This window comes from Bradyrhizobium sp. USDA3010 (genome assembly GCF_056429065.1).
The window spans coordinates 1-23167 of the sequence record NZ_JBWJZD010000049.1 but is presented as its reverse complement, the minus strand read 5'-3'; the positions used below and the strand labels follow the sequence as shown (position 1 = coordinate 23167).

General features: G+C 60.2%; 23 protein-coding genes and 4 pseudogenes. 13 read left to right on the top strand and 14 right to left on the bottom strand.

Annotation, left to right across the window (positions count from 1 at the left end):
• Positions 1–939, top strand: a complete 939-nt coding sequence (locus tag AC066Y_RS38690) for a LysR family transcriptional regulator (protein WP_478278440.1) — start codon at positions 1–3, stop codon at positions 937–939.
• A 291-nt stretch (positions 940–1230) separates the two neighbouring features.
• On the opposite strand, the gene AC066Y_RS38685 is transcribed toward AC066Y_RS38690, so the two are convergent.
• Positions 1231–1626 carry a hypothetical protein gene (locus AC066Y_RS38685; RefSeq protein ID WP_478278439.1) on the bottom strand — a complete coding sequence of 132 codons (396 nt, stop codon included), beginning with the start codon at positions 1624–1626 and terminating at the stop codon, positions 1231–1233.
• Between AC066Y_RS38685 and AC066Y_RS38680 the strand changes: the two are divergent.
• A pseudogene (locus AC066Y_RS38680) lies at positions 1626–2856 on the top strand (ABC transporter substrate-binding protein). The gene AC066Y_RS38685 and the pseudogene AC066Y_RS38680 sit on opposite strands and share 1 nt — an antisense overlap.
• Before the next feature lie 191 nt (positions 2857–3047).
• On the opposite strand, the gene AC066Y_RS38675 reads toward AC066Y_RS38680, so the two are convergent.
• Entirely contained in the window at positions 3048–3482 is a 435-nt protein-coding gene (locus AC066Y_RS38675) for a lipocalin-like domain-containing protein (RefSeq protein WP_478278457.1), read from the bottom strand.
• A gap of 278 nt (positions 3483–3760) precedes the next feature.
• Between AC066Y_RS38675 and AC066Y_RS38670 the strand changes: the two genes are divergently transcribed.
• A complete protein-coding gene (locus tag AC066Y_RS38670) occupies positions 3761–4099 on the top strand; it encodes a hypothetical protein (RefSeq protein WP_478278438.1) in 339 nt (112 codons plus the stop codon).
• Positions 4100–4204: 105 nt separating this feature from the next.
• On the opposite strand, the gene AC066Y_RS38665 is transcribed toward AC066Y_RS38670, so the two are convergent.
• From AC066Y_RS38665 to AC066Y_RS38655, 3 genes are all read right to left on the bottom strand, one after another.
• Complete coding sequence (locus AC066Y_RS38665; protein WP_478278437.1) at positions 4205–4885, bottom strand: class I SAM-dependent methyltransferase; 681 nt, start codon at positions 4883–4885, stop codon at positions 4205–4207.
• Between the two features lie 626 nt (positions 4886–5511).
• Entirely contained in the window at positions 5512–5745 is a 234-nt protein-coding gene (locus AC066Y_RS38660) for a hypothetical protein (RefSeq protein ID WP_478278436.1), read from the bottom strand.
• 348 nt (positions 5746–6093) lie between these two features.
• Positions 6094–6363: a hypothetical protein gene (locus AC066Y_RS38655; protein WP_478278435.1), complete on the bottom strand. Its 270-nt coding sequence runs from the start codon at positions 6361–6363 to the stop codon at positions 6094–6096.
• A gap of 217 nt (positions 6364–6580) precedes the next feature.
• Here AC066Y_RS38655 and AC066Y_RS38650 point away from each other — a divergent pair, with 217 nt between their 5' ends.
• Entirely contained in the window at positions 6581–7000 is a 420-nt protein-coding gene (locus AC066Y_RS38650; RefSeq protein ID WP_173637853.1) for a hypothetical protein, read from the top strand.
• Positions 7001–8269: 1269 nt separating this feature from the next.
• On the opposite strand, the gene AC066Y_RS38645 is transcribed toward AC066Y_RS38650, so the two are convergent.
• The 5 genes and pseudogenes from AC066Y_RS38645 to AC066Y_RS38625 form a co-directional block, all read right to left on the bottom strand.
• The gene (locus AC066Y_RS38645) at positions 8270–8512 is read right to left on the bottom strand and encodes a hypothetical protein (protein ID WP_478278434.1); all 243 of its coding nucleotides are present in this window, start codon (positions 8510–8512) and stop codon (positions 8270–8272) included.
• A gap of 405 nt (positions 8513–8917) precedes the next feature.
• The gene (locus AC066Y_RS38640) at positions 8918–9181 is read right to left on the bottom strand and encodes a hypothetical protein (RefSeq protein ID WP_478278433.1); all 264 of its coding nucleotides are present in this window, start codon (positions 9179–9181) and stop codon (positions 8918–8920) included.
• A 384-nt stretch (positions 9182–9565) separates the two neighbouring features.
• Positions 9566–9748, bottom strand: coding sequence for a hypothetical protein (locus AC066Y_RS38635; protein ID WP_478278432.1), 183 nt, complete (start codon positions 9746–9748; stop codon positions 9566–9568).
• A 445-nt stretch (positions 9749–10193) separates the two neighbouring features.
• Positions 10194–10430 (bottom strand): hypothetical protein, encoded by a 237-nt coding sequence (locus AC066Y_RS38630; protein WP_478278431.1) that lies wholly within the window; start codon positions 10428–10430, stop codon positions 10194–10196.
• Positions 10431–10630: 200 nt separating this feature from the next.
• Positions 10631–11062: pseudogene (locus AC066Y_RS38625) on the bottom strand (hypothetical protein).
• Positions 11063–11295: 233 nt separating this feature from the next.
• Between AC066Y_RS38625 and AC066Y_RS38620 the strand changes: the two are divergent.
• Positions 11296–11724, top strand: coding sequence for a hypothetical protein (locus AC066Y_RS38620; protein ID WP_478278430.1), 429 nt, complete (start codon positions 11296–11298; stop codon positions 11722–11724).
• A 446-nt stretch (positions 11725–12170) separates the two neighbouring features.
• Complete coding sequence (locus AC066Y_RS38615) at positions 12171–12326, top strand: hypothetical protein (RefSeq protein ID WP_478278429.1); 156 nt, start codon at positions 12171–12173, stop codon at positions 12324–12326.
• A 136-nt stretch (positions 12327–12462) separates the two neighbouring features.
• Here AC066Y_RS38615 and AC066Y_RS38610 read toward each other — a convergent pair whose 3' ends face one another.
• Positions 12463–12678, bottom strand: coding sequence for a hypothetical protein (locus AC066Y_RS38610; protein WP_456657227.1), 216 nt, complete (start codon positions 12676–12678; stop codon positions 12463–12465).
• 829 nt (positions 12679–13507) lie between these two features.
• Between AC066Y_RS38610 and AC066Y_RS38605 the strand changes: the two genes are divergently transcribed.
• From AC066Y_RS38605 to AC066Y_RS38585, 5 genes and pseudogenes are all read left to right on the top strand, one after another.
• Positions 13508–13873 (top strand): hypothetical protein, encoded by a 366-nt coding sequence (locus tag AC066Y_RS38605; RefSeq protein ID WP_478278428.1) that lies wholly within the window; start codon positions 13508–13510, stop codon positions 13871–13873.
• Positions 13874–14919: 1046 nt separating this feature from the next.
• Complete coding sequence (locus tag AC066Y_RS38600) at positions 14920–15165, top strand: hypothetical protein (protein ID WP_478278427.1); 246 nt, start codon at positions 14920–14922, stop codon at positions 15163–15165.
• A gap of 760 nt (positions 15166–15925) precedes the next feature.
• Positions 15926–16096, top strand: a complete 171-nt coding sequence (locus tag AC066Y_RS38595; RefSeq protein WP_478278426.1) for a hypothetical protein — start codon at positions 15926–15928, stop codon at positions 16094–16096.
• A 1106-nt stretch (positions 16097–17202) separates the two neighbouring features.
• Positions 17203–17524 (top strand): annotated as a pseudogene (locus AC066Y_RS38590) (hypothetical protein).
• Positions 17525–17535: 11 nt separating this feature from the next.
• A pseudogene (locus AC066Y_RS38585) lies at positions 17536–18160 on the top strand (hypothetical protein).
• 215 nt (positions 18161–18375) lie between these two features.
• On the opposite strand, the gene AC066Y_RS38580 reads toward AC066Y_RS38585, so the two are convergent.
• Together AC066Y_RS38580 and AC066Y_RS38575 are read right to left on the bottom strand one after the other, a co-directional pair.
• Positions 18376–19779, bottom strand: a complete 1404-nt coding sequence (locus AC066Y_RS38580) for a TAXI family TRAP transporter solute-binding subunit (RefSeq protein ID WP_478278425.1) — start codon at positions 19777–19779, stop codon at positions 18376–18378.
• A gap of 495 nt (positions 19780–20274) precedes the next feature.
• Complete coding sequence (locus AC066Y_RS38575; protein ID WP_106329146.1) at positions 20275–20502, bottom strand: alginate export family protein; 228 nt, start codon at positions 20500–20502, stop codon at positions 20275–20277.
• Between the two features lie 215 nt (positions 20503–20717).
• Here AC066Y_RS38575 and AC066Y_RS38570 point away from each other — a divergent pair, with 215 nt between their 5' ends.
• On the top strand, positions 20718–21827 hold the full coding sequence (locus AC066Y_RS38570) for a DUF1236 domain-containing protein (protein ID WP_478278424.1): 1110 nt from the start codon (positions 20718–20720) through the stop codon (positions 21825–21827).
• 23 nt (positions 21828–21850) lie between these two features.
• The gene (locus tag AC066Y_RS38565; RefSeq protein ID WP_478278423.1) at positions 21851–22162 is read left to right on the top strand and encodes a hypothetical protein; all 312 of its coding nucleotides are present in this window, start codon (positions 21851–21853) and stop codon (positions 22160–22162) included.
• 667 nt (positions 22163–22829) lie between these two features.
• Here AC066Y_RS38565 and AC066Y_RS38560 read toward each other — a convergent pair.
• Positions 22830–22997 (bottom strand): response regulator, encoded by a 168-nt coding sequence (locus AC066Y_RS38560; protein ID WP_478278422.1) that lies wholly within the window; start codon positions 22995–22997, stop codon positions 22830–22832.
• Positions 22998–23167: the final 170 nt, after the last annotated feature.

Genomic DNA, 23167 nt, shown 5'->3' with positions numbered 1-23167 from the left:
ATGGATTGGTCGGACCGGATTGGCCGTCGTATCAAGCTGCGCGACCTTCACGTGGTGCTTGCCGTGGCGGAATCGGGCAGCATGGCAAAGGCATCGCAGAAACTCGCCATCTCCCATCCCGTGGTGTCCAAGACTATTTCCGATCTTGAGCAAACGCTCGGAGTGAAGCTGTTCGATCGCACCTCGCAGGGGGTGGAGGTGACCAGCTATGGGGCGGCCCTGCTCAAATGCGGCGTCAACGTCTTCGACGAGATGCGGCAGGGATTGAAGCAGATCGAATTCCTCACCAATCCGACGTCGGGCGAACTGGCCGTTGGTTGTCCTGAAATTATGAATGCGGGCATCATGCCGGCGATCTCGGAGCGTCTTCTGCAGAAGCATCCAGGTGTGCAGTTGCGAGTGATCCACGCCGATGTCGCGCTGTTGCAGTTCAATCCGCTACGTGAGCGCAAGGTCGAACTCCTGGTCGGGCGGCTCCCGGATCCGTTTGTCGAGGATGACCTGGTGGTCGAGCCCCTGCTGCAGGAGCCGTTTGTCGCGGTCGCCGGCGTGAACAGCCAATGGGCACGCCGGCGCCGCATCGAACTTGCCGATTTGATAGAGGAATCCTGGGTGCTTCCGCCGCATGACAGTGCGCCCGGCGGAATCATTTCGGAAATCTTCGCCGCCAGCGGATTAAAATCGCCGCGGCCGGGGATTGCCACCCTGTCGATTCAATTGACCACTGCACTGATCGCTACCGGCAAGTTCGTTGGCATTCTGCCGAACTCCGTTGCCCGGTTCAGTTCCCGACGCGTGGGATTGAAGATCCTGGCCGCAAAAATTCCGACCACTCATTATGCAATCGCCATTCTCACTGTGAAGAATCGCACTCCGGGCCCGTTAGCAAAATTGTTCATTGAACATGCGAGAGCTGTAGCAAAATCGTTGTCGACGTGATGTGAGTGCGCCTTTGCTCAACGGGTTGTTCAGGCGTCCTGAATTCGTCGATGTCCGCTTTGCGCCAGTCGCGGTCGTATTACTGTAGGTCATCTCTTACCGCGAAACGCAGGCCGCGCAGCTGGGTAGGCGCCGGAACGCCGTTGACTTCAGCTGACAGTACCTGATCGAGCAATGCGAGTCGGCAACGGTTTTCGCGCGGTCGGCCGCTGAACGGCCATGGTCGGCTTCAAGCCCACCGCCCGGCGCGTGCCGCTCGACGGCGTGCTGCCGCTGTCTTTCACGCTCGATTCAGCGGTTGCCCAAGACGGTGTTCCAAAACGACCTTTCGCCGGCGATCGCCGACGCCTTCACGGCGGCGCTCGGCCGCTTGTCGGCCGCCGGCGCGACTATCGTCGACTTGCCGATGGCTGAATTCGCCCAAGCCGCGGCCGTCAATCCGCGCGGCGCGTTGAGAGCGACTTCATCTATGAGAAGACACGCGGGGAGCGTCCGCATGATCTCAGCGAGCGCATGAATTTCAATGCGGCCCTGCAGCGCCTGGCGAGCCAGGATGCCGCAGTGCATCGGATCATGAGCGAGGTGGTACACCTCGTGAAGCCGCCCAGCGCTTTGCGCGATCCCCGGATCGTCGGTCGGGTCACAGCGCTGATGGCTGCCTCCGCTTGATCCCTGGAGAAAATCCAATGTGTAGCCTCGTCGGAAAATTCGTGATGCTTTCCGCCTTGCTCGTCATGTTCGCCGGCAGCGCATCCGCTCAGAAGCAATACAGTCCCGGCGTGAGCGACACCGAGATCAAGATTGGCAACATCATGCCCTATAGTGGGCCGGCGTCGGCCTATGGCATCATCGGCAAGACCATGAGCGCCTACTTTCGCATGATCAACGATCATGGCGGCATCAACGGTCGCAAGATCAACTTCATTTCTTACGATGACGCTTACAGTCCGCCAAAGACCGTGGAGCAGGCACGAAGGTTGGTCGAGAGCGATGAAGTGTTTCTGATCTTTGCGCCGCTTGGCACTGCGTCCAATGCCGCCATTCAGAAGTACATGAATACGCGTGCCGCAACTCTTCGTCTTGAGCGGCGCTTCGCGCTGGGGTGATCCCGAACATTTTCCATGGACGATTGGTTTGCAGCCCAACTACCGCGCAGAAGCGCGTGTCTACGCAGCGTATATTCTGCAGCAATATCCCAGCGCCAGAATCGGCATCCTCTATCAGAACGATGATTTCGGAAGGGATTACATACTGGGTTTTAAGGATGTGCTGCGGGACAAGTACGACAGGATGGTCATTGCCAGTCCGCCGTATGAAACCACTACGCCAACAATTGACTCGCAGGTGGTTGCGATCAAGACTGCCAATCCCGATATCTTCCTCAATATCGCGACGTCGAAATTTGCAGCGCAGGCGATCAAGAAGATCGCCGAACTCAACTGGCACCCCGTCCATATCGTGGCGAATATATCGGTTTCAGTCGGGGCCGTGCTGAAACCCGCTGGGCTCGAGAACGCCAAGGGCATTCTCAGCGCGGGCTTTCAGATGGACGTCACGGATCCGATGTGGGATGGTCGCCCAGGCATGCAGCGCTTCCGCGCCTTCATGGCAAGATACTATCCTGAAGCAGATCGTTCAGAGGGTGGTCCAATGGTTGCTTTCAACGCGTCGAACGCGCTTGTCGAGGTGCTCAAGCGCTGCGGCGATGATCTCACTCGCGATAACATCATGAAGGTGGTCGCCAATCTGGATTTCGAGCTCGACGGCTTGATTCCGGGCATACGGGTGAAGACCACCCAGACGGATTTCTATCCCATCGAACAGGTGCAGATGATGCGTTTCACCGGCGAGCGGTGGGAGTTGTTCGGCCCGATCCTGGACGGCCACGCCGAAGCGCTCGCACCGTCTTCCAACTAGTGGTCCGACTCTAATGTTTCCCTTCTCGGCCAACACTTTTTGACGATCTTCGGTCTGCTTGCGCCGACGGAACGGACTGGTGCGGGACGCCCCGCGATTCAATGGCTCGCTCACCCCGAGTGCACCTTTGGGGCAGACATTCAGCGCCGGTGGTTTTCGAATGGGAGTAGCCGCGAAATGCACAGGCGCCCTCAACGTTCGCGTTCCCAAGCGAGAGTGCCGACGACTTTCTTCCCCTGATAGATGCCTACTGAGCTGACTTGTTCAGCGGTTCGGATGCTCAGCCGGTCACCCTCCAGCTTGAAAAATCTCACCTGATCGTGCCCGGTGAGGAGTTCGTTGCCCGAAATGTCGACTTTGGTCGTGAACTTGTCTCCGTCGATGGTGAATTTTCCGGTGTAGACATTCAACGACTTGAGGAGCGCCGCCGTCTCGTCGTTGTTTGTTGCAGGCTTGCGATTTGCCCCCACAATGATGAAGGCCGCGTATCCGTCCGGCGTGAAAAGTGCTCTACCGTTCGGGTTGGGACCAAATGGTTCGGTGGCGTCGCCGCCGACAATTTGAATGGTCCATGAGGTCAATTTCCAACTCCCGACCAGCTGCTTCGATGCGTCGTCCGCAAACACAGGTCCAGACGGAAAAATAGCAATAGAGAGCAACCAATAAGACAACAAGACGCGCCATGCTGTCCTCCTATGAATCTGGCTTCGATAATGACCAGGATAACTTGCGCGAACAACAGACCTACGAGCCCTGGACGGCAGACTCCCGCCAGGCCGAGGCAGCGGGCAACAGGACGGAACAGGTGGACAAGCCCGAGCCCTGCCGATTCCGAATCCCTGACCGTGCTAACCGCCCGGAACGAGCAGGGGGCGGAAGGATTGGTCCCGGCAGGAGCGTCTCGATGCTGATGACGAAGGAGAGGCGACCGGCGATCCGGACGCTGCGCGGTTCGGCGATCAACGTGTTGCAGGAGGCCGGCGCCATCCACGAATGCGAGGAGCACGGGTGGGCGAAGGACCGACCCTACCCGCATGCCCGCGAGCACGCCTTGGATGTCGCCAGGCAGGATCCGCCGGCGGGCGTTTCTCCGGATGACATCGTCGCAGAAGTCAGCGAGGTCCTGAATTCGGTCGGTGCATCGCCGACTAAGCCATCGCTTTCTCCTAGGCAGCGATGGCGCAGGGCAGGGCCGAAAGGCCGGCCGCAGCGGCGATTTCACCTCACACCGACAGCTACGTAGGCCTCCTGCGGAAACGAGAAGCGTCCTCCCTCGATCATCGCAGGATGCGCAAGCGCAGCGGTCTCGGCCGCGACGGCCTCGATCGCCTGCTCGCGGCCGGCCTGGTCACGATCGCTCAGCCATCGGCGTCGCGAGAAGCTGGAAACTGACGTAATCCAAAACCGATGGGAAGGCGATCTGCTGAACCACGCCGGAAACCTCGACGTGCGCAAACCCTGCGCGGCTCAGCAGAGTGCCGAGTTCCTCCGGTACATTGAACGAATGCTCGCCTCGCTTGATGCGCGATGCCTCCGGTCCGAGGACGCGATCGAGGGCCAGCACGAATGCGTGCGCCCCCGGCGTCCGCTCGATCGGACCATACACGCTGAGCGCCGCCCGACCTGCCGGCGACAGCACGCGGCGTATCTCGCGCACAGCCCGCCCCTGATCCGGAAAGAACTGCACGCCCAGCTGGCACAGCACCACATCGAAGCTCGCGTCCTCGAAAGGCAGATCCAGAGCACTCCCCTCGATCCACTCGATGGGGGCGCCCTCCAACGAAATCGTACGTGCGACGGCGAGCATTCCTTGGTTCAGATCCAAGCCCGTCACCCGCCCCCGCCCCATGCGGCGGCTCGCAGTGCGCGCAACGATCCCGGTGCCGCAGGCGATGTCGAGAACCCTTTCTCCGGTCCGAGGCTTTGCCCGGTCCACGAGGTCTTCCGCCCATTTGGAGGTAATCGCCGGCACAAGATATCGTTCGTACAGCTCCGGCGCGGTGCCGACGAGTTGCCAATGATCCTGCATTGCCAAGTCCTCCTGAGCTTCAGGTGTGGCTACGCAAAAAAAGGATGGGGACGACCGGGCGATCCTACGGTGCGGGAAGTTGCCCCGCAATCCGGGGTGCAAGCGCGGGGGCGCTCCCAGTCTAAAATCCGACGGGCTCAAATGGTCCGTTTTCTGCAGTCCGGCGCCTGACGCCAGCGGGCGAGCTCGAGTCAGGCCTCGATTTGGATCCAGCGCTGCCTTTCTGGGCCGTCGGTCTGCACGGCCTACGCAGGCGCCCCGAGAGGTCAACGTCCGCCCCAGCTTCTCGGAAAGGACTTCCACTGCACGTAATCGTAGCTACCGGACCACCGATGAACGATGCCATTGCATAGCTCGCATCTGAAGTAGTTAGTCGCAGGCCGCGATATTTGGCTGGCTTCGTAGACGGCCTTGCAGTCTCCACAAACGAATATGACAACGACGGTCTGTTCTGCGCCGGGCATCTTCGCTTTCTTGCAGTTGGTGTCTGTCATCGGCCGCCAGATTGGGCGGGGCCACTGTCTCTCCCGGAGAACGGCGGCCCCTGACCGCGCGGTACGCATGACCAAAGCCAATCCGCACGGGTGCACGATGATTGGACGCTGACGGAAGGGCAGCAAAGAAATTCAGTTCTTAACCTTGCTGTTTGAGGTTAACGGGTAACGTTGATCGCCGCTGCCGACCGCGCGCAGGCAGCGCTGGATATCGAGGCGCAGGCGAAGCGGCGGCTTGCCGACGAATACGACGCGGCGCAGGCGCGGGGCGAAGCCGCCGGGAAAGGCGGTCACTACCGTGACAATGTCGCACGCGCCGACATTGTCACGCAAAAGGACGCTGGCATTGCCCGGCAGGAAATGCACGAAGACACCAAGTCCGCGACGCCGAAGCCCGTAACCCCGGGCTTGGTAGGACGGTCGAAGGCCGGCAAGGACCCCACGAAGGTGGACGTCCGGAAGCTGGGGTCACGATGGCGCGCCCGGCGTCGCCTTGACTTTCTACGTATCCGACGAATTGCGGGGAAAACCCCTTGGCAATGTAACCTACGTCACACCGGGGCCCAGCCGCTTAACCGAGACTATCCCCGCTATAGATTTCAGCGAGGACACCATGGACCACGAGTTCTGCAAGGAGAGGGCACGGACCGTTCGCGCGCTGGCTGAAGAGGCTGATCCGCTTATCAAGCTGCGCCTTCTGCAGCTAGCGGCGCACTACGAACGGCGCTTTGTGCAATCTGAAGCGCCAATCAGCGGCCGCTCGCCACGATCGCAAATTCCTCCACCGCCCAGAGACCACGAGTAATGCTTGGCTATCAACAAAAAGCTGAGCACAGCGCCCGTGATAACTGCAATCACCAAGCCGTTGAAGAAGCTATGGCGAGCACTCGTCCAGATCAGAGCTGCCTGCGCCATGCTCGCGCCTCGCGCGATCGGAGCGTCACGCTGAACGGTGTTTCGCCTCTTGGCTGATTTCTCGCTCATGGAAGGGGTCGCCGTCACCAACTCAACGCGCACGACGGCACCGTCTGAGGACCTTCAGGTCACGCGCTCAAGTAGGGTGATTTTGGTGAACGATCGGTTATCGATCAGGAGAATTCGAAGTTGGCGAGGGGATAAGCCGGCGCATCAGTCCGATTTTTGACGGGCGGTTAACCAATCTCGCCGAGACTTTGCACCCAGCCAGACCGGAGACGTGGAAGTGTCCTTCCAACTGACCGTCTTGAAAGTGCTGGCCGGCCAGTCCGCCGGGCGGGCCTCCGTTGCCGACTTACGGCACGCCGTTGCAATCTTGATGAACAGCGGTAGAGACTGGACCGAGCGCATGAAGCGGTTGGCCGAGCATGCGCCGGACCTGAATATCTTCTCCGCGAAGTTCGTGCTTCGCGATGACGCGGGCTGGGAAATCACGGCAGAGGGGCGGCTATTCCTGGCCGCGTTAGAAACTGCGGTCGCTGTTCGAAGATCGCCGCTTCGATCAGTGGACGATCCGCCAACCACTGAACCCGCTGCGCCGGGGGCGACAGATGCGACGAGATTGCCTGATCCTCCTCGAAAACGTCGTCAACAAACGCGGCGCCGCCGCGGCAAGGGCCGATCAAATCGACGGACCGCGTCGTGAAGCGACGGATGCTCAATCGCGTGATGCGATTGCGAATCCTCGCTTGATCGCGATTTGAAAAGCAGTCTTGAGATCATTCACGACGTTGTCAGCCGCGCTAAAGCCCGGCGACCGGCCGCCAATCGAAGCCAGTCATAGGCCTGCGCCAGCAGAGTAGCGTTGTAGGTACGCTGTTCGAACCTGCGTCGACGACGCCTCCAAAAGTGCTCCGATCAGAACGGCCATAGGTAACATCTCAAGGGTGCGCCACGAGTTCACGAGTTGCCGCGCTGACACGATTGATCTAAGTCGGACGCACTCGATCCTCCACTCGTCACCGGCATTGCGAACAACGGGCGCAGAGTAATCAGGGAAAGGCGACGATGGCGCTTCATGTACTCCCGAGATTTCGAGCCCTTGCGATCAGAAGGCAGGGCTCTAACGGCACAGCAAATTGTCAATCGGTTGAAGTGGGGAACAGGGCGGCCCTACTGCGCATCGTGGCTATGGATAAAGACGACTAAGTTTGGCCGAAACCGCCCGCATGCTGAGCGAGCCATCTAATCCGCGTGATGGTAAGCCTTGGTGATGTCCTCCGGCAACGGCGTCGCCGAGGCTGTCACGGCTCTTCAATGGGTGTGGATCGCGTCGTAAGCGTGAGCGCCAAAGATGACGGTGCTTACAAACAGCAGACCGATGATCGCGATTTCCATCATGACACTTTCCCTTATCATTTTGAGGGAAGTGGTATCAGCCGAGTGTTTCCGGCCGGTTTCGCCAGCTGGTGAAAACGGTTTCGCGGGCCGCGTCCTGACGCGTCGCTAAGCGCCAGCAATTGGTTGTACCGGGCCTTGAAAAGCGAGCATGCTGTCGGAACCTTATCCGCGCTGGGCATCCAGCACAGCCTCAAAAACCGTGAGGGAAGGCCGTGGAGCGGGATGCCAGCGTGGTCCGGTGGCGACTTATCGGCAGCGGTCGAGCACCCGGGTGAGCGGCGAGATGTCCTTGAGATTGGGCACCTTCGAACTGACGCGACGGGGCAGGCCCCAACGACCTCCGTTGTTTTTGTTTATCTTTCCATTCGCTACTTGCGTTGGGGGCGCAGAAGCTGGCCAGGTAATGGGAGGACTTGTGATTTACAATCCGAGCGGCCTTCGGGTGATGGGCATGGTCTAAGCCATCGCATAACAACGCCGCCAAGCTTAAAGTACTCGCTGGCGGCGTTTGTCTAGCCCCGGGAAGGATGTGCACAATCCCGACAATCATGGTCAGCACGAAGCCTGCCCTGGTTCATGTCTCGAACGGACTACTACCTCTGGGGTATGCCTGAACGTCTTTATACGAACAGATGATTTGTCGGGGCGTTTCCCCGCGACTCATAAATTTCAGCATCTCGATCGCGAAACGCTCTTCGGAGAGGCGCCGTTCGATGAAGTGGGTTTCGATATCGCTAAGTTTGGTGCGCAGCAACCCTTGGTAGCGCTCGATGTTTTGCTCGTGCATGCGCAGCATCGCAATCTTTCGCTCTTCCATGTACGCCCCCTACGCTTTCGGAGGTGCTTTCGCGTCGGTGCCGTAACCGATTACATGCAAGAATCTACGTCACGATGACGGTCGCTTCGCCGCGACCGTCAAATTTGGAGTATGCTTTTCCAACCACTGAACGTAGACGAGCAGCCTACGCCGGGAAAACTCGGCAATTCCAGTGCAGCTTGTGCCAATCGTCACCCGTAGGATTACGGGGCGTCAACTCGCCGGACAGACGAGCATCGGGAAGAAGCGCAATTCCTTTGACCCTAGGGAACCGAGCGTGCAGTCTTGGAACATCGGGTCACGCCCCGACAGTATAGGAATAACTGGCCTCAGCACCGGCCCCCAAGGCCCCAGGTGCTGGGGCCTTTTCTTTTGGGCGCCCGCGTGGACCCTCCCCTTTTCATTTCAGGTAAACAGGTCTTTCCCGGCCCGCTTCATCCGCACGAACGTCCCGCTCTCGTGGTACTCGAGCCAGCCTTGGCCGATCGCGTGCTGTAGTCCCGCCCAATATTCGGCCGGCGTCGTCTCGTTCTGGTCGATCATCGGACGGTTGATCTTCTCGATGTAGATCCGGCCATCCTGGATGGGCTCGAATGCCCGCGCGTGCTCCATGATCCTGCGGGCGGCTTTCTCGGGATTGGCGTAAGGACGATCTGCGGTGAGTTTCATCGATGGGGAATCACGACTTCCATCCCACACTGAACGGCATGGCGTGACCGACCCTGTCATGCCAATTCGGAACGATGTTTCACAGCGCCAACGGCGACGCAGACGGTACACACCCGTCGCCAGCCAACGCGCGACCATGACTGATCTTGGGGTAGGGCGTCCAGCCTGAAATCGACCAACCGATCGCAACCGCCGTGGCACTGGATATTGCAGATAACGTGGCCGTCCGCGAGCCAATCAGCCGGACTTCCCGGCGGGTAGCAGCCGGACCATTCGTGGATCGACGCTGGTGCATGACCGGATGATGGCGCCGATCGCATGCGGAGAGAGGCCGCTAGGAATCGGTCGCCTCTGGGTGGCGATCACCAATGGTGGGTCAATTGTCTAGCGCGGTTGGTCCGCATTTTCTTGCCACGTCGTCGAGTGCTCAGAAATCCACTTGGCCGCGTCGTGCTCCGTAACAAAGCCCTTGATAACTTCCGTTTCGCCATCGGGCCATAGAATGTCGATCCTCCAGCCGGTGCCGGGATTTTTGCAAGCCATGAAAGCTGGTAGCTGCTCGGTCATCAGGGGATTATGTGCCAACGGTGGCCAGCTACAAGCCAGTGATCCTGCCACACTCTGCTTTTTGGCCCCGGTCCGCAAACCGACACCGCCGCGAATATTCGGCGCGGTGGCCTGTTTTGATAGAGGTTGAGTAGCTACACACTGAATATCACCGCTCGGCCGCTTGGCAATTGACCGGTGACTGAGAGTATCATGCTCCCGCCTTCCACGAAGCAAGGAAGTGCGTCATGCAGCGACGGCATCCTGTCAAACATTCCACGTCGCTTTGTCAACACTTGAACGAAGAAGCGCAGCGCCGGCGCAAAAGGGGTAAGAGGAACTCCACCGGGCATCGAGCGCGAACGACTCCTACGCAAGGCGCGGCAGGCGGACAACGCCTCTCAGATGACCGAGTGGCTTTCATCTCGCGGCTTGCGAGCACCGATGTGACGGTCGATTAGCGCTTTCACGGCCGAGGCTTACCCGTCGGTGACTGAGAGACCGAACGCGTTCCCGCCTGCATAGTGAGGGAATCCGTGAGCGCCTGCTTGATGTGTTCGGCCTGTTCCATCGTTAGTTTCTCGGCGAAACGGCCGCCTTTTTCCAACTGCGCCGGTCCCTTGAGTTCTCGATCGTAAACCATCCAGTCGGTGCTTCCTCTTCGAACAATGAATCTGGCGTGTAGAGGTGGGGTGTTGTTCAATGATGCCTCCCCAATCGGTCGGGCCGCTGGTCTCAGAATCACACACCAGGCGACAGTTTATTCCTGAACCGGGACACTGAAATTCCCGGCAGCAAGTCTCGTGCACGGTTCGTGCCATCGGCCAGATAGGATCGAGAATGATGCGCAGTCGCATTCAAACCTGCCGGACTTCGGCGGGTTTGTTCGGTTGGGCGACTAGGTCAGTTCTTCATCGGCTCTACCGCTCCCCCAGGCCACCAGGTCGACGGCGGGTTCATGACGGAGATCTTTGTGGTCCGGAGTGCCACGAGATGACTGTGCTTATACGGGTGGCCCTGCTGGCGGGGGTAGCCCTTGCACCGCATCTAGCGCTCGAGTTCGTGGATCGGCGTTCACTTCGGCCGCCGGACGATATCCAGCGCGACAGTCTGGTGGGTCTCGCAGCCGAGGCACTTCACCTCGAGGTATCGGTAAGTGGCGTTGAGCGCGTCGCCGAGCGCCGGGGACGGCTGGGCCGGCCCCTGGAAGGCGAGCATATGGGCCTTACACGCCTGGCAGGCTAGTATGTCGGCATCCCGTCGAGCATCGGCAGCACGCTCGGCCAGATGCCTGACCGTCGACCCGAACCTGTACTCGCGAGACTTGGATCCCATCCCCATGATCGCGCCAATCTGCGGGGGTAGGAAGCCGCTAGAGCTATCGGGCAGCCCGCACCCGCCTACAACGACTTGGTCAATGGGGCGCCGGCTATGGCGGGAGAACCGCGCCGAGCAGAGGATTTTCTCCCCGCCGGTAGCGCTCGCCTTCGTGCGGACCCCCTCTGGTCAGCGGATGGTCAGCGGGACGAGGGGCTAACCGGTGTCATCCACGGGGAGGATGTCGGCCCATGACGACCGGCGCCTCACCAATCAGTCCGCAGGACGTATCGTTGCTTGAGCCTGTTCGTCGTTGTTTTGATTGCGTCCTCGATGCGGTCGAGATCGGCGCCGTCCCGCGCGGTCACGTTGAGACGCCACTCGTCGCTTATGGGATCAACTTCCACATGGGCGATGTATTCGCCCCCGGAAACGCTTCGAAGCTCTCGAAGGGCAATCAGCTCCAGATCCTTTGCAGAGATCATCGTGGTGACCACCGCAGAACTCCTTACAATAACGCGGATAACTCTGACTTAGAGTCTGTGTTCCTAAATGACGCCAAAGCAGCAGCGACCGTCGTGGTTCGCCGCGGCGTGACCGAGGCCCAGGCTCGCAGGATATATCTCGACTACCGCAACCGAGCGCAGCCGCATCGCCGCGGCGCGCGCACGGCTGCATGACGTGAATTTCGAATACGGGATGGTCGCCCCAAGGACATAAGGCGATCTCGCTGACCGGTACCGGTCTCCTTCAGTGGAGCAGCAAACGGTGGTTTCAGGCAGCGATGTTTCTTTCTATATGCTGGGCTTGTGCCGGCATGGCGCAGCGCTTTCGTAAAGCGAAGGTCGGCAGTTCAAACCTGTCCGCCGGCACCACGCGCGCATAGCTCAGATGGCGAGCAGGCGCATTGTAGAAGGTTCATCATGTCGTCGGTCATCGGTGGTTCCTCGGTTGCGTTGGCGTGTCGCAACCCGATCCTACCGGAGAACTGCCGGTGACCACCGCAAAGCCGCCCGCCCGCTACGGCGCTATTGGAGGCGGGCGTCCGGGCCGCTGCTTTGCTCTACCGAGCTAACCACCTCCGGGGACACGACCACAACCATGGTGGCGGCGCAGGAGGATCTCTATGAGCTACATTCTCGGCTCGAGCGCATCTGCAGAGAGCCGCGCCCGAAACATGAGCTGGTCGCTGAACTGGGGTGAAATTGCCGCGCCGAATATGGTGCGCGGTGGGGGCGCGCTCATTCGAGCGCGCGGTTCCTCCAGTTGGGCTGCTTGTTGATTTAGAGCGAGGGCGCCGACCCTTCTTTGCACAGGCTAATGCGGTGGAGCGAAGCCGCGTGCAGAATGGGAGCCTCGACGACTGCACCTTTGGCCTCAGTGTACACTCGCCCGCGCTGGGGCCATTTTTATCGAGCCTAAGGCTCGACGATAATCCGGAAGGCCTTCCTCTGTTCGGCCGTCGCTCGGGCACGATCCAGAGCCATTGGGTAGATCAGCTGCTCGTTGAGTTTGACCTCATAGAGGATCGCGCCGGTCTCCGACACCAGCGTGAAGAGCCAGAACCGGCGCCCGGCCGGCGGGTACCCATGTTCGCGTTCATAGCGGGCGGTGTAGACTTCGACGTCAGCCATCAGCCTTTGTTCCTTCCGAAGCGCCTGCTGGCCTCGTCCGGGGTGTGGTGGTGCCAGAGCAAATCTGGTTGGCCGCTTCGGGCTCTCAGGAGAGGCAGCCTTCCGCAACCGCCGATGGAGGGCAAGGCCGGGCTTTTACGGGGCGCTGAATCGACCGGAAATGACCTAGTTAAAGTCGATCACTTCGCTCCAGTCGCGCCGGGGGTCGAAATAGCCGACCTTTCCGCATGCGGTGTGCGCGGAGATGTCCGCCCAGTCCCAGTCTGGAAGATCCTCGAGCTTCGGCCGTCCGCTGTGGTGCTGGCACCCGACACAGAAGACCGGCGCCGGTCTTGAAGCCGGCGTTTCGGTCGACGGGGGCGAACCAATATCTGAGGAAACAAGCGGGCTTCCTGCGCCAGGGCATGCGCCAAGGATCGCGCCGATCACGTACGGAGTGAGGCCCGCCAAGATTTGTCGGTCCAACCGCCCGTTGCGCTATTGGTTGGTCAATTGTCTATCCGCGGCGTCCGGCAACCTCGTCGCCCAGGCTCTCCGCCACTCTGGCCAGAGGTCGATTACTGCTTTCCCCGCCGGTGCAGCACCAAGTGCACCGGCGGGGATGTTTGGCCGCCCCAGTCATTTAGGAGGCGCGACCGTCGTTTTTGTCGATCCGTCCGGCGCCGGCTGCATCCCTGGCGGGCTTTGCCCCTGGGGGCTTTCTGGTGGCGCTCCGCCTGAGCCAGTGTTGATTGGGCCAGTCCAGCCTTGGGGTTGCAATTGACCTTTGTTTTCGGGAGCCGAACGACCAGTTGGCGCATTGACATCCCCTTTTGTCGCAGGCTGCGCCGTGGCTAATGCGCAGGACAGCATAAGGAAAATCAATGCTAATCGGTCCCGCACTGAAACCTCCAGTGTTTTCGTACCAAAGCAAACAATCGGATATGCACCTCAGTTCCTGCAATGGCCCCAAATGTGGATTGGCGCCGACACAGAACACAAGCACCGTCTTGAAGCCGGCGTTGCAATCGACGGGGCCTGTCCAGTATCTGAGGAACTGAGCGGGCTTGCCGCGCCAGCGCATGCGGCAATGATCGCGCCGATCGCGCGGAGGGAAGCCGCTAGCGATCGCGGTGGTGGCGGCGTGCTCAGCAAGAGATCGGGTCAAGGCGTGGAATTAAACGCCATCATGCGGCGGCGTCGACGCTCGCAATGACACTGCGCATGTCGCAGGCTAGTTGGCGGTAGTGCGCCCCCAAGCGCAAGTAGAGTTCTCGCCTGCTTCCATCCGCCTCCCGGCCAGCGATCAAATCGCATTCCGCGGCCAGACTCTCAAATCGTTCCAGCTTGGCAAGCAGAGCAGTCATAGTGGCCCCCTGAACGCTTACTGAGGGACCAACCACGCTACACCTTTGGATTAGTTCTCGATGAACATCGTTATCAAGCAGAACTGTTTTTGTTGTCGGGACCGGAACTCCCTTTCGCCCGGCGCATAGTCCGTTTGCGCCATAGCCCTTCGGCCACGGAAGGTGTGCAGACTTTGAGCCGTCAGGATTTTGCATCACCTTCCTGGCTCCAGAGCCAATGGCCCGCCCCGCTCAGTTTAAGCGGGAGCCGCTGTGCTGATGAACGGAACGGCCCGTTGCAGCATCCCGCTCCCCGCGCGCACGGAGCGCCCGGGCCATCATGGACAAACGACCGATACCCATCGGTGAACAAATCATCACCATCGTCTTGCTGGTGATCTTCGCGCTCGTGATTTGGTACGGCGCCATGATCTGAGACTTGTCGCGCGAAGCGACGCGGAAATTTACCGCTTTTCTGCAGGGGCGCCGAAGTCGCTTGGGGGGCAGCGGGGGATGGCGGCGACGGAGTTTAGGCTGCAGCAGGCGCCGCACCAACGCAGTCACCCGCCCAGAGCTTGGTGCCTCTGACCGTTCCAACCAGAGGGGCTCGGTCGGTACGGTCAACCCGATCTCGGCCAGCCGGCGGATGGCTTCTGAGCGGGTGGGCTTGTCAGGCTGTACAGCGGCCCATGCGTCGACCGCTTCGATGAATTCATCAGAAGGTTGGAACGTGCGCGGGATCTCGGCCGGTTGCAGGACGACCTGCGCCGGGTCTTTCCCCGCCGATACGTTTTGGTATCGGCGAACACGCGAGATCGACCGATCGATCAGGGATCAGATCGAGAGGCGTCCAACCCCGGCGCAGGCCGCTGTCCCTCTCGGACGTGCACCAGATTGAAACTAACGCGGGGGCGGCGTGAAGATCGAGGAGTGGCATTGCCGTGAAGCCGTGATGCTGGCAAGCCAACTTCCGGAAAAAACCGAGGACGCGTTGCTCGTATTGCGCTTGGCAACTGAGCTTGTGGCGGACTTCCTGACCGTCGACGAGCCGGAGATGAAATCGGCTTCAGTGATCGCTTTGATTGGAGGCTCCCAAAGAAAAGACGCCGCCGGTCTCAGAAATACGTGCCCGGCGGCGTTCATTCCAAAACCTGGGCCCTGAAAATTCCCAAGCGCGAGCAAACGTCAGTGCCTATGCCGGAGTTTCTATTTTCTTGAATGTCAGGATTGCTAACGCGCAAAAAACGACGGCCGCAGCGCCCCGCCGGGAGTTCGGTGAGGCGCCGCTCACATGAAATAAGGACCTTCTCATCATGATTAACCCAGCTCGGTCCATAAGCTACGGCTGGAGCGCATCATGTCGGGATCCGATCTGGGGAATGGAGCGGCGAAACCGTTCGGTGACTGGCCTCGTGCGCGCGATGAGGAGCGGTTTGACGGCTATCACCAGTTCGATGATGCCTTCTCGCGACCGACGCAGAGTTCGCCAAAGACCGTAATCCTGGATCGATACAACCCGCCTGTGCGGCAGTCCGGTTCGCGCTCACCTGGGGGCTAGGCGAACGACGGTATCGAAGTTTTGATCTGATGCCCGCGTTGGCGTTGCCGCAAACGCTGCATTTGTAGTCGGGCTCGGGGGCCGGCCTGTTTTAACCCTAATGGCCTAGTTTGGATTTTGGAGTGGCCTAATTTGGTTTAAGCAAACAGAAACCAAGGCTTGCTCGTGTTCTCAGTAGGACTACCGAGAGGCCCATATTCAAGGTTCTGAGCTTATAAATTTCCATAGGACGCTATCTGTTCCTAATCCACAGAACAGAGAGGGTACCGGGGGTTTCTCCGTGCGTGAACGGAGGCCTCCATGTCATTTGCCCGCCGAGTTCCATGTGGGATAATCCCTCTTAATTCGGGCGGGGAGACTGTCCATGAAGGACATGCGAGCGCATTTGGAAAAGCTTCGTGTCGAGGCGGAGGAATGCGAACTGATCAGTAAGCTCGCGACCGACGCGACCAAAAAGCAGCTGTTCGCCAAATTGGCTGCGCATCACCGTGCGCTTGCTGATGAGGTCGAGCGAGTAATGAATGACTCGAAATAGGAACCTTACGCCAACCTGACATTTAGATTCCCCGTTCCCGGGCTCACTTGAAGAACGGCTTGGCGATGAAGCAAAAGCCCTCCGCGAAAAGGCCAAGTCGCTTCCTCCAGGTGCGGAAAAGGAAGCCTTCTAAAGAAAGCACGGCAGGCTGAGACAGGCGCGCACATGAGCGAATGGCTTGCTTCGCCCGGTCTACAAGCTCCGACTTAGAACGTAAGGCCGACATTTGTCGGCCTCGTTCATTTCAAGGTGCCGGCCGATTCTCCGCTGGAACAAATGTTCACTTTTGCACTTAGTGACTTTGCATACGGAGAGGACACTGCCGTGCATCACGATTTTAAGAACGAAGTTTTTTCCAGCTTTCAACCCAATCCAACCAAGCCGTGTAATCAATGTGGGCGAACCCCTAGGCTTGAGCTGAAGACGCTGAATGTAAAAAACGGCAAGACGGTTCGCATGTTCAGGTGCCAGTGCGGCGAACAGACATGGACCGAAAACGACGAGTAAGGCGCTCCAAACCAGCGGGAAGCTTGTCCGCTTACAGAACCATCCGGACGCGTGCGGGTTAACCGGCATGTATCGCATCTGGTATTTCCTCGCCTTCGTTGCCGTCACCGGGGCCGGCTTCGTAATTCCGGTTACGGCAACCCGCCTTTTGAGCGCATGAAGTAAGGCCGCCTCAGTTGGCGGGCTCTTTCATTCTGGCCGCCTCAGTTTGGGAAGATCAGCAAACGGCAGAAGAATGTTGTCCTCTTTCAATTTCGGATACTCGCGGAAGCGGATCAAAGCGCTCCTCAGGCCCGCAGAAAATACGCCTGAAACGAGACTGTCCACGATTATCTTCGTCGCCCGTACCTCAATGATGTGCAAAGCGGCGCGATTACTCCCTTCGAACCAATTCGATCACGATTGTCTCTCGCAATCTTCGATTTGAGTCGGGACAATCTCGTAAGGACGCCGGCCTGCCTCGGAGGTGAGCAAGAAGGCTGAACGGGACATCGCGGCAATCGTTCCTCACTGCTTCATTTGCTCAGGCTTTCGCGCCCTAGCAACCAATTCGAATCTTACAGGTTGCCGCCGGCACATTCACCGCCGGAGAACAACAAATGAGACGTCTTACCGTATTAGCCGCAACCTTGCTGATGCTCGGAGCCGTGCCCGCAGGCGCGCAGTCGCAGCCCGCGCAAAGCGTGCCGGGCAACAATGCCATCAACAGCTCGGACCAGAACAACTCGAACAAGCCGGTCGAGGGCCGCAACAGCTTCACCGAGGGGCAGGCGAAATCGCGGATCGAAGGCGCCGGATAATTCCAACGTCTCCGAACTGCACAAGGACGATCAGGGCGTCTGGCGCGGCAAGGCCGACAAGGCCGGCACCAAGACCGGCGTCAGCCTGGACTCCCAGGGCAACGTGAACCCCGCCAAGTAAGGAATCATGCAATGACAACCACCATCTCGCGCCTTTACGACACCTATGCCGATGCCGAGCGCGCTGTGACCCGTCTCGAAGGAGCCGGCGTGCCGCACTCCGACATCAGCATCGTCGCCAACAATTCGGACAATTGGTACGGGGCGCGGTCCGGCAAGGTCGATCGTGACCGCGACGGCGTCGATGATCGCGCCGAAGGCGCCGGCACCGGTGCCGGCATCGGCGCCGGCCTCGGCGGCGCGGCAGGCCTCTTGGCCGGCCTCGGCCTGCTCGCGATCCCCGGCCTCGGGCCGGTCGTGGCGGCGGGTTGGTTCGCCTCGATGGCCGTTGGCGCGGTGGCCGGCGCGGCCGCGGGCGGGATCGTCGGTGCCCTGACGGAAGCCGGCGTCTCCCGCGAAGACGCCTCGCGCTATGCCGAGGGCGTCCGCCGCGGCGGCACGCTGGTGACTGCAAAGGTGCCCGACCAGGACCGCGCGCCTCGATGCGCTGCTCAACGAGAAAGCGGTGAACCTGCAGGAGCGTAGCGCGGCCTGGCAGAAGTCCGGCTGGACCGACTTCGATGCCGCAAGCCCGCCGTTGTCGCCGGAGGACATCGGCCGCGAGCGTGAGCTTTACGGCGCGGGCGCCCGGCGATAGGGCTCTTCCGCCTCGACAAGACAAAGGCCCCGCGATGCCGGGCCCTTTTTATGATACGGATCGCCACAAAGGCATCTGGGTAGAGCCGAAGCTGTTGGCCGAGATCGAGTACCCCGTCGGCCGAGGGGAAGGTGCGCCATCCCTTCATCAAGCGGCTCCGCGCGAACCTTTGCGCGGCCCCGGCCAGCTAAATACACTCTCATGGGCCGCATGCCCTACCGGCGAGTCGCAAGGCTTGGACCCGGAGACTTTGCTTGATCGGTGGGATCGCTCTGCAACGTCGCTCGCCTTTCGGCGACAGCATGATTGAACAGTTCAAGGACCAGATCGAACGCGGCCAGATCCTCTTGTTCGATCGCTCCATCATCGTAGCTCTTCAGGATTTCGGCGATGATCGCGTCGACTTCCCGCTGCGATGTCAATAAGTCCTGTTCGGACCGGGCATTGCGAACCTCCGAGACCACCGCGAGAATGCGGTTGCGGTGGCTCGTGTCGTCGTTCCGTTCGTCCCGGTTCAGATAGCGACGCAGCCAGGCGGCGGCCGAACCGATGCCGGAAAGAAGCAGCAAGGCGAACCAGAAGTAGTCGCTGTACTTGTCCAGAAAGGTCCGCTCTGTCCCGTTGATGACCGCCGCGGCCCCCCTGTGCACGGAGGGCTCCGCCTCCTTCTCCGTCTCGGGCTTCGTGATGTGCGCGGCGCCGGCGACACGTTGCGCGATCGTGTCGCGCACAGCGAAAAGCTGCCGATAGAAGGCCGCCGCTTTGGCTTCCGATAGTTCTTTTCTGGCCAGGATGAGATGGTTGACGCTGATGGTATCGACCTTGTCCTCAGGCCAGGCCGGTCTCGCGCTGAAGATGCTAGCTGGAATTTCCTCGGCTTCGTAGCGGGGGTGCTTCAATGCGATGGCCTCGGATGTTTCCAACGGAAGAAACTTCGGAGCTCCGCGGGATCGGGAAGTCGCCGCGATCGCGTCCGCTGTGATCTTGCTGTCGAGCGGACCGACGGCGAGATACGCATCGATGGTGACGTCTTGAGCAAGTTTTTGGATCTCTTCGGTCCCGAATTGAGCCGTGGCAACCTTCTCGGGCTGCAGGCCGGAGCCCTCCAGAATGGTCCGCAAGAGTGCGACGTTGGCTCCGGACCTTCCGATGATGCCGACCTTATGACCTGCCAGATCGGCGATCTCTCCGATCTTGCCAGTGGACTTTTTGTTGGAGTCCTTGCCCGGTCGCCCGGAGGGTGACCACAGGATGACGTAGTTCTTGCGAAGGACGGCCAGTGTCTGCACGTCGGCCGGCATGCCAAGATCGCCGCGACCAATTGCCAGGTCGGTTTTGCCGGCGCCCAGCAGGACCAGGGATTCGGCAGCTCCTTCGGTCGTGATCGGGGAGAGTTTCACCGTCCTGCTTTCCTCCTCGAAAGCCTCGGCCATCGTTTGGACCACCTGATGGTCGTCGCTGCCTGCGGGTCCGACAGCGATCCGGAGGGTTTCGGGCTGTAAGACGTAGAAAAGGGCGGCCGCAGCGGCGCCAAAAACAACAAATCCGAAAGCCAGCACGATCAATAGCCTTCGTTGGCGTCGATCGTGAACACTTCTGACTGGATCGGACGGTGACATCAGCAGAACCTACAGGAACAAACGCTTGCTTAGGAGGTACAAGTGCGCCGCGGCGAACTTGGGCGAACTGGTGGCTGAGCCGAATGTTCCGTCGCGCGAGATGAGTTCACGAGGGGAAACTCCCTGTGCCCAACCTTCATTCGGTCTCGGCCGGCTGGACCGAAGAAGAATTCGCGCTCGGTTCGAGGTGTGTTTCGCCGCGAGCCGGATGGCGTCGTAAGCTGATCGCCCCACGCGTGAAGCTAATTCCGTAAAGAATTCGCGACCGCCGTGATCCCGGCCGCGACGGCGGCGAACTTTTGGGGTATCGCCGACACGGAGACAAAAGGGCCCGCCCGCAATGCCGGACGGGCCCTTTGTGCGAGTGTCTAACCACTAGTGCATGTGAACCAGATAATAGCCGACGCCGCCAACGACGAGGACGGCAGGAACGGCCCATAAAATCAGTACGGGCATTTTCTCCTCCAATGCTGTCTGAACAAAGCCGCGACGCGGTTACTGCTCGGTGCAGACCTTCGTGGTCTTCACGGCAGATTCGGCTTCCGTCTTGGTCTTGTAGACGCCGTCGCCAACGACCGTCGTGGTGGTCGTCGTCGGCTTGCTGTCGACGATGGTGCACTTCTTTGTGGTCGCGTCGCGAACGATGTAGAACTCGGCGGCACTCGCAGCCTGGGTGCCGAGGGCGAAAGCGGCAAGGGCGCCGCACACGATCAACTTCTTCATGATGTCCTCCTCATAGGATTTTCGTAAGTGGTTATTGCCAACGAGGAGGCTTGACCGAAGTTCCGGTTGTTCCCGACACGGCCGATGCGTCCAATTTCGCTTACCCACATCCGTCGCCGGTCTGAAGCAAGGGCCTCCGCGTTGCCGAAATGTCCCGGAAAGGAACCTCGCAACACATCAGAGGTTGATCGGCGTCCACATCCAGGAGGTTTCAGATGAACAAGCGTTTATTCTTGGCCACGACCGCCGCAGTCGCGATCGCTACTTCCGCTTTCGCGCAGTCTTCTCCCAGCACGTCCAGTTCGAACCCGTCTACGACGCAACGTCAGCAGGACTCCACGTCGACGCCGTCCGCTTCGACGTCGGCACCCTCATCCAACTCTTCCTCGGGATCCGCGCAGACCAATCCTCCGACGAATTCGGCACAGACGCAGTCTCCGTCTTCGGCCGGCCAGGCCGCCGCAGGCCAATCGACCAATTCCAGCACCAACACGACGCAGGCGCCGACTTCGGGCACTTCGACTAATCAGGCGCAGACCAATCCGCCCTCGAACCAGAGCGCCGCGCCTTCGAACCAAGCGCAGACCAATTCTCCCTCGAACACGAACACCCAGACGCAGAGCGCCGATCCGCCCGCCTCGGGTACCAACCAGGCGCAGTCGCCGACGGGCAGCGGTTCGACCAACACGGCCCAGCAGCCGAACAATCAGCAGAACACGGCCGACCGTTCGTCGAACACCAACGCGAACGCGTCGGTGAACATCAATGACCAGCAGCGGACTCGCATCAGCACGTCCATTTCGCACCTGAACCTGCAGCCGCTGAACAACGTGAACTTCTCGCTTTCTGTGGGCACGCTCGTGCCACGCGACGTCCGCCTGCAGCCGCTGCCGGCCGACGTGGTGGAGCTCGTGCCGCAATATCGCGGCTATAACTTCGTTCTGGTGAAGGACGAGATCGTCATCGTGGAGCCGTCGAGCTACAAGATCGTCGCGACCCTGCCGTACACCGGCCGCTCCACGGCCGCCGCGCCGGCGCGCACCGAGCAGCGTAACGCGACGTTCAGCGATCGCGATCGTGAAGTCATTCGCAAGCACGCCAAGGCGCATCCTGTCGAGCGGGAGAAGCGCGTGACCACCGGCAGCTCGGTCCGGACCGAAATCCGCACCGGCGAGCGAGTGCCGGAGGGCGTGGAGATTGAGGCCTTCCCCGAGGAGGTTTATCGCGAAGCTCCGACGCTCCGAGAATATCGGTACATCAACCGCGACAGCCGCACCTACATCGTCGAACCCGGTGATCGTCGCATTATCGAAGAGATCGACTGATCTCGCATTAAGGAGAAACACCCATGAAGACAATCGCATTTGGCGCCATTGCAGCGGCGCTGCTGGGATCGGCAGCGGTCGCCGCACCGCTCAATCCGACCGCCGTTGGCTCCGCGGGGGTCTCCGGCATCGATCAGGTCCGCCTGGTCTGCAACGAATACGGACGTTGCTACCGCACTCGCGGTCCCCGCTACACTCAGCGCTATTACGGCGATGACGACGGCTATGTGGTCCGCCGCAGCTACGGCTATTATGGCGGGCCCGACTACTCCGATCGCGGTTACTACGGCGGTGGTCCGAGCATCGGCTTCAGCTTCGGCACCCGGAGCTGGTAGCAAGGAAAGGGCCGCTCTCCGAGCGGCCCTTTCGATATCGTTTCGTTTGCACGGTGATGAGATGTCTGCTGTTGTGAGGCTCCTCGCTCAGAGGAACGTGGCGCGGCTCGAATCCGCACGCGGCGAGAGTGCTGAAATCCAGGCGCTCCTGGCCGAGATCGAGACTGCGCTGAAGCTGCTTGACGCCTCAGCCGCTGCAGCGAAGGAAGAATGACTCATTCGGGGCCAAAGGATGAGCCGCGGGAGCTTCACAGAAGTACGCCCGGCGGACGAAGACCGCAGCTCGGGGGGCTTGGGGGCTTTGAGCTGGGGCCAGTTCGGGTTTGGGCATCGGGAAAACCTGGCACTGCGCTATCGTTCCTCTGAGAGCAACTATGTTTTCTGAATCCGGTCGCCCGAAAGGCGGGAGGTCGCCTCTGCGCGCCTGCGGCCCCATCGGTGCTACATGCACGCCCCCGCCACGCGAGCAAGGGGTAGTCTGCGGAAGCTAAAATTAGCTGCAAGGATGCAATGCTCCCTCAGTAGCCTGGTGCTAGGCCGCCCGGGGGTTACTCGATGGACGCGAGATGGTCGAGGTGCGTCTACTCGATAGCAATTCACCTGCTACTCTTCTGACAAGCGAGGCTCAATCATTCGATCGGCAGACGCGCCGCCTAATGGGCATCGGCTAGAACAACGTTCCCTTCATAATTTCGTTGATCGTTCGGCCCAGCGCTTCAATGGTGAAAGGTTTCTGGATAGCAGGAACATAGGCAAAGTCGGGCGGAATGCCGTTCGCGCCGTAACCGGTTGACAAGATGAAGGGGAGCTTGCGTGCCTTGATGACCTCGGCCACCGGTAAACTTGATCTGCCGGCAAGGTTTATATCTAGGATCGCAAGTGATCTTCCCCCGAGAAAGTGGACTGGTTTAGGCGGCTTTTAGCTCCATTTCGATCGGGGCGATATATCCCACGGCGGAATGGAGCCTTGTTCGGTTGTAGAAGCCTTCGATGAAGGCGAAGATA

Coding starts and splice junctions, on each gene's coding strand:
- AC066Y_RS38620 (WP_478278430.1), top strand. CDS start 11,296: ATGACGACCGGCGCCTCACCAATCAGTCCGCAGGACGTATCGTTGCTT.
- AC066Y_RS38595 (WP_478278426.1), top strand. CDS start 15,926: ATGAAGGACATGCGAGCGCATTTGGAAAAGCTTCGTGTCGAGGCGGAG.
- AC066Y_RS38635 (WP_478278432.1), bottom strand. CDS start 9,748: ATGACCGAGCAGCTACCAGCTTTCATGGCTTGCAAAAATCCCGGCACC.
- AC066Y_RS38640 (WP_478278433.1), bottom strand. CDS start 9,181: ATGAAACTCACCGCAGATCGTCCTTACGCCAATCCCGAGAAAGCCGCC.
- AC066Y_RS38670 (WP_478278438.1), top strand. CDS start 3,761: ATGCTGATGACGAAGGAGAGGCGACCGGCGATCCGGACGCTGCGCGGT.
- AC066Y_RS38580 (WP_478278425.1), bottom strand. CDS start 19,779: ATGTCACCGTCCGATCCAGTCAGAAGTGTTCACGATCGACGCCAACGA.
- AC066Y_RS38645 (WP_478278434.1), bottom strand. CDS start 8,512: ATGGAAGAGCGAAAGATTGCGATGCTGCGCATGCACGAGCAAAACATC.
- AC066Y_RS38615 (WP_478278429.1), top strand. CDS start 12,171: ATGAGCTACATTCTCGGCTCGAGCGCATCTGCAGAGAGCCGCGCCCGA.
- AC066Y_RS38610 (WP_456657227.1), bottom strand. CDS start 12,678: ATGGCTGACGTCGAAGTCTACACCGCCCGCTATGAACGCGAACATGGG.
- AC066Y_RS38565 (WP_478278423.1), top strand. CDS start 21,851: ATGAAGACAATCGCATTTGGCGCCATTGCAGCGGCGCTGCTGGGATCG.
- AC066Y_RS38690 (WP_478278440.1), top strand. CDS start 1: ATGGATTGGTCGGACCGGATTGGCCGTCGTATCAAGCTGCGCGACCTT.
- AC066Y_RS38665 (WP_478278437.1), bottom strand. CDS start 4,885: ATGCAGGATCATTGGCAACTCGTCGGCACCGCGCCGGAGCTGTACGAA.
- AC066Y_RS38575 (WP_106329146.1), bottom strand. CDS start 20,502: ATGAAGAAGTTGATCGTGTGCGGCGCCCTTGCCGCTTTCGCCCTCGGC.
- AC066Y_RS38655 (WP_478278435.1), bottom strand. CDS start 6,363: ATGAGCGAGAAATCAGCCAAGAGGCGAAACACCGTTCAGCGTGACGCT.
- AC066Y_RS38570 (WP_478278424.1), top strand. CDS start 20,718: ATGAACAAGCGTTTATTCTTGGCCACGACCGCCGCAGTCGCGATCGCT.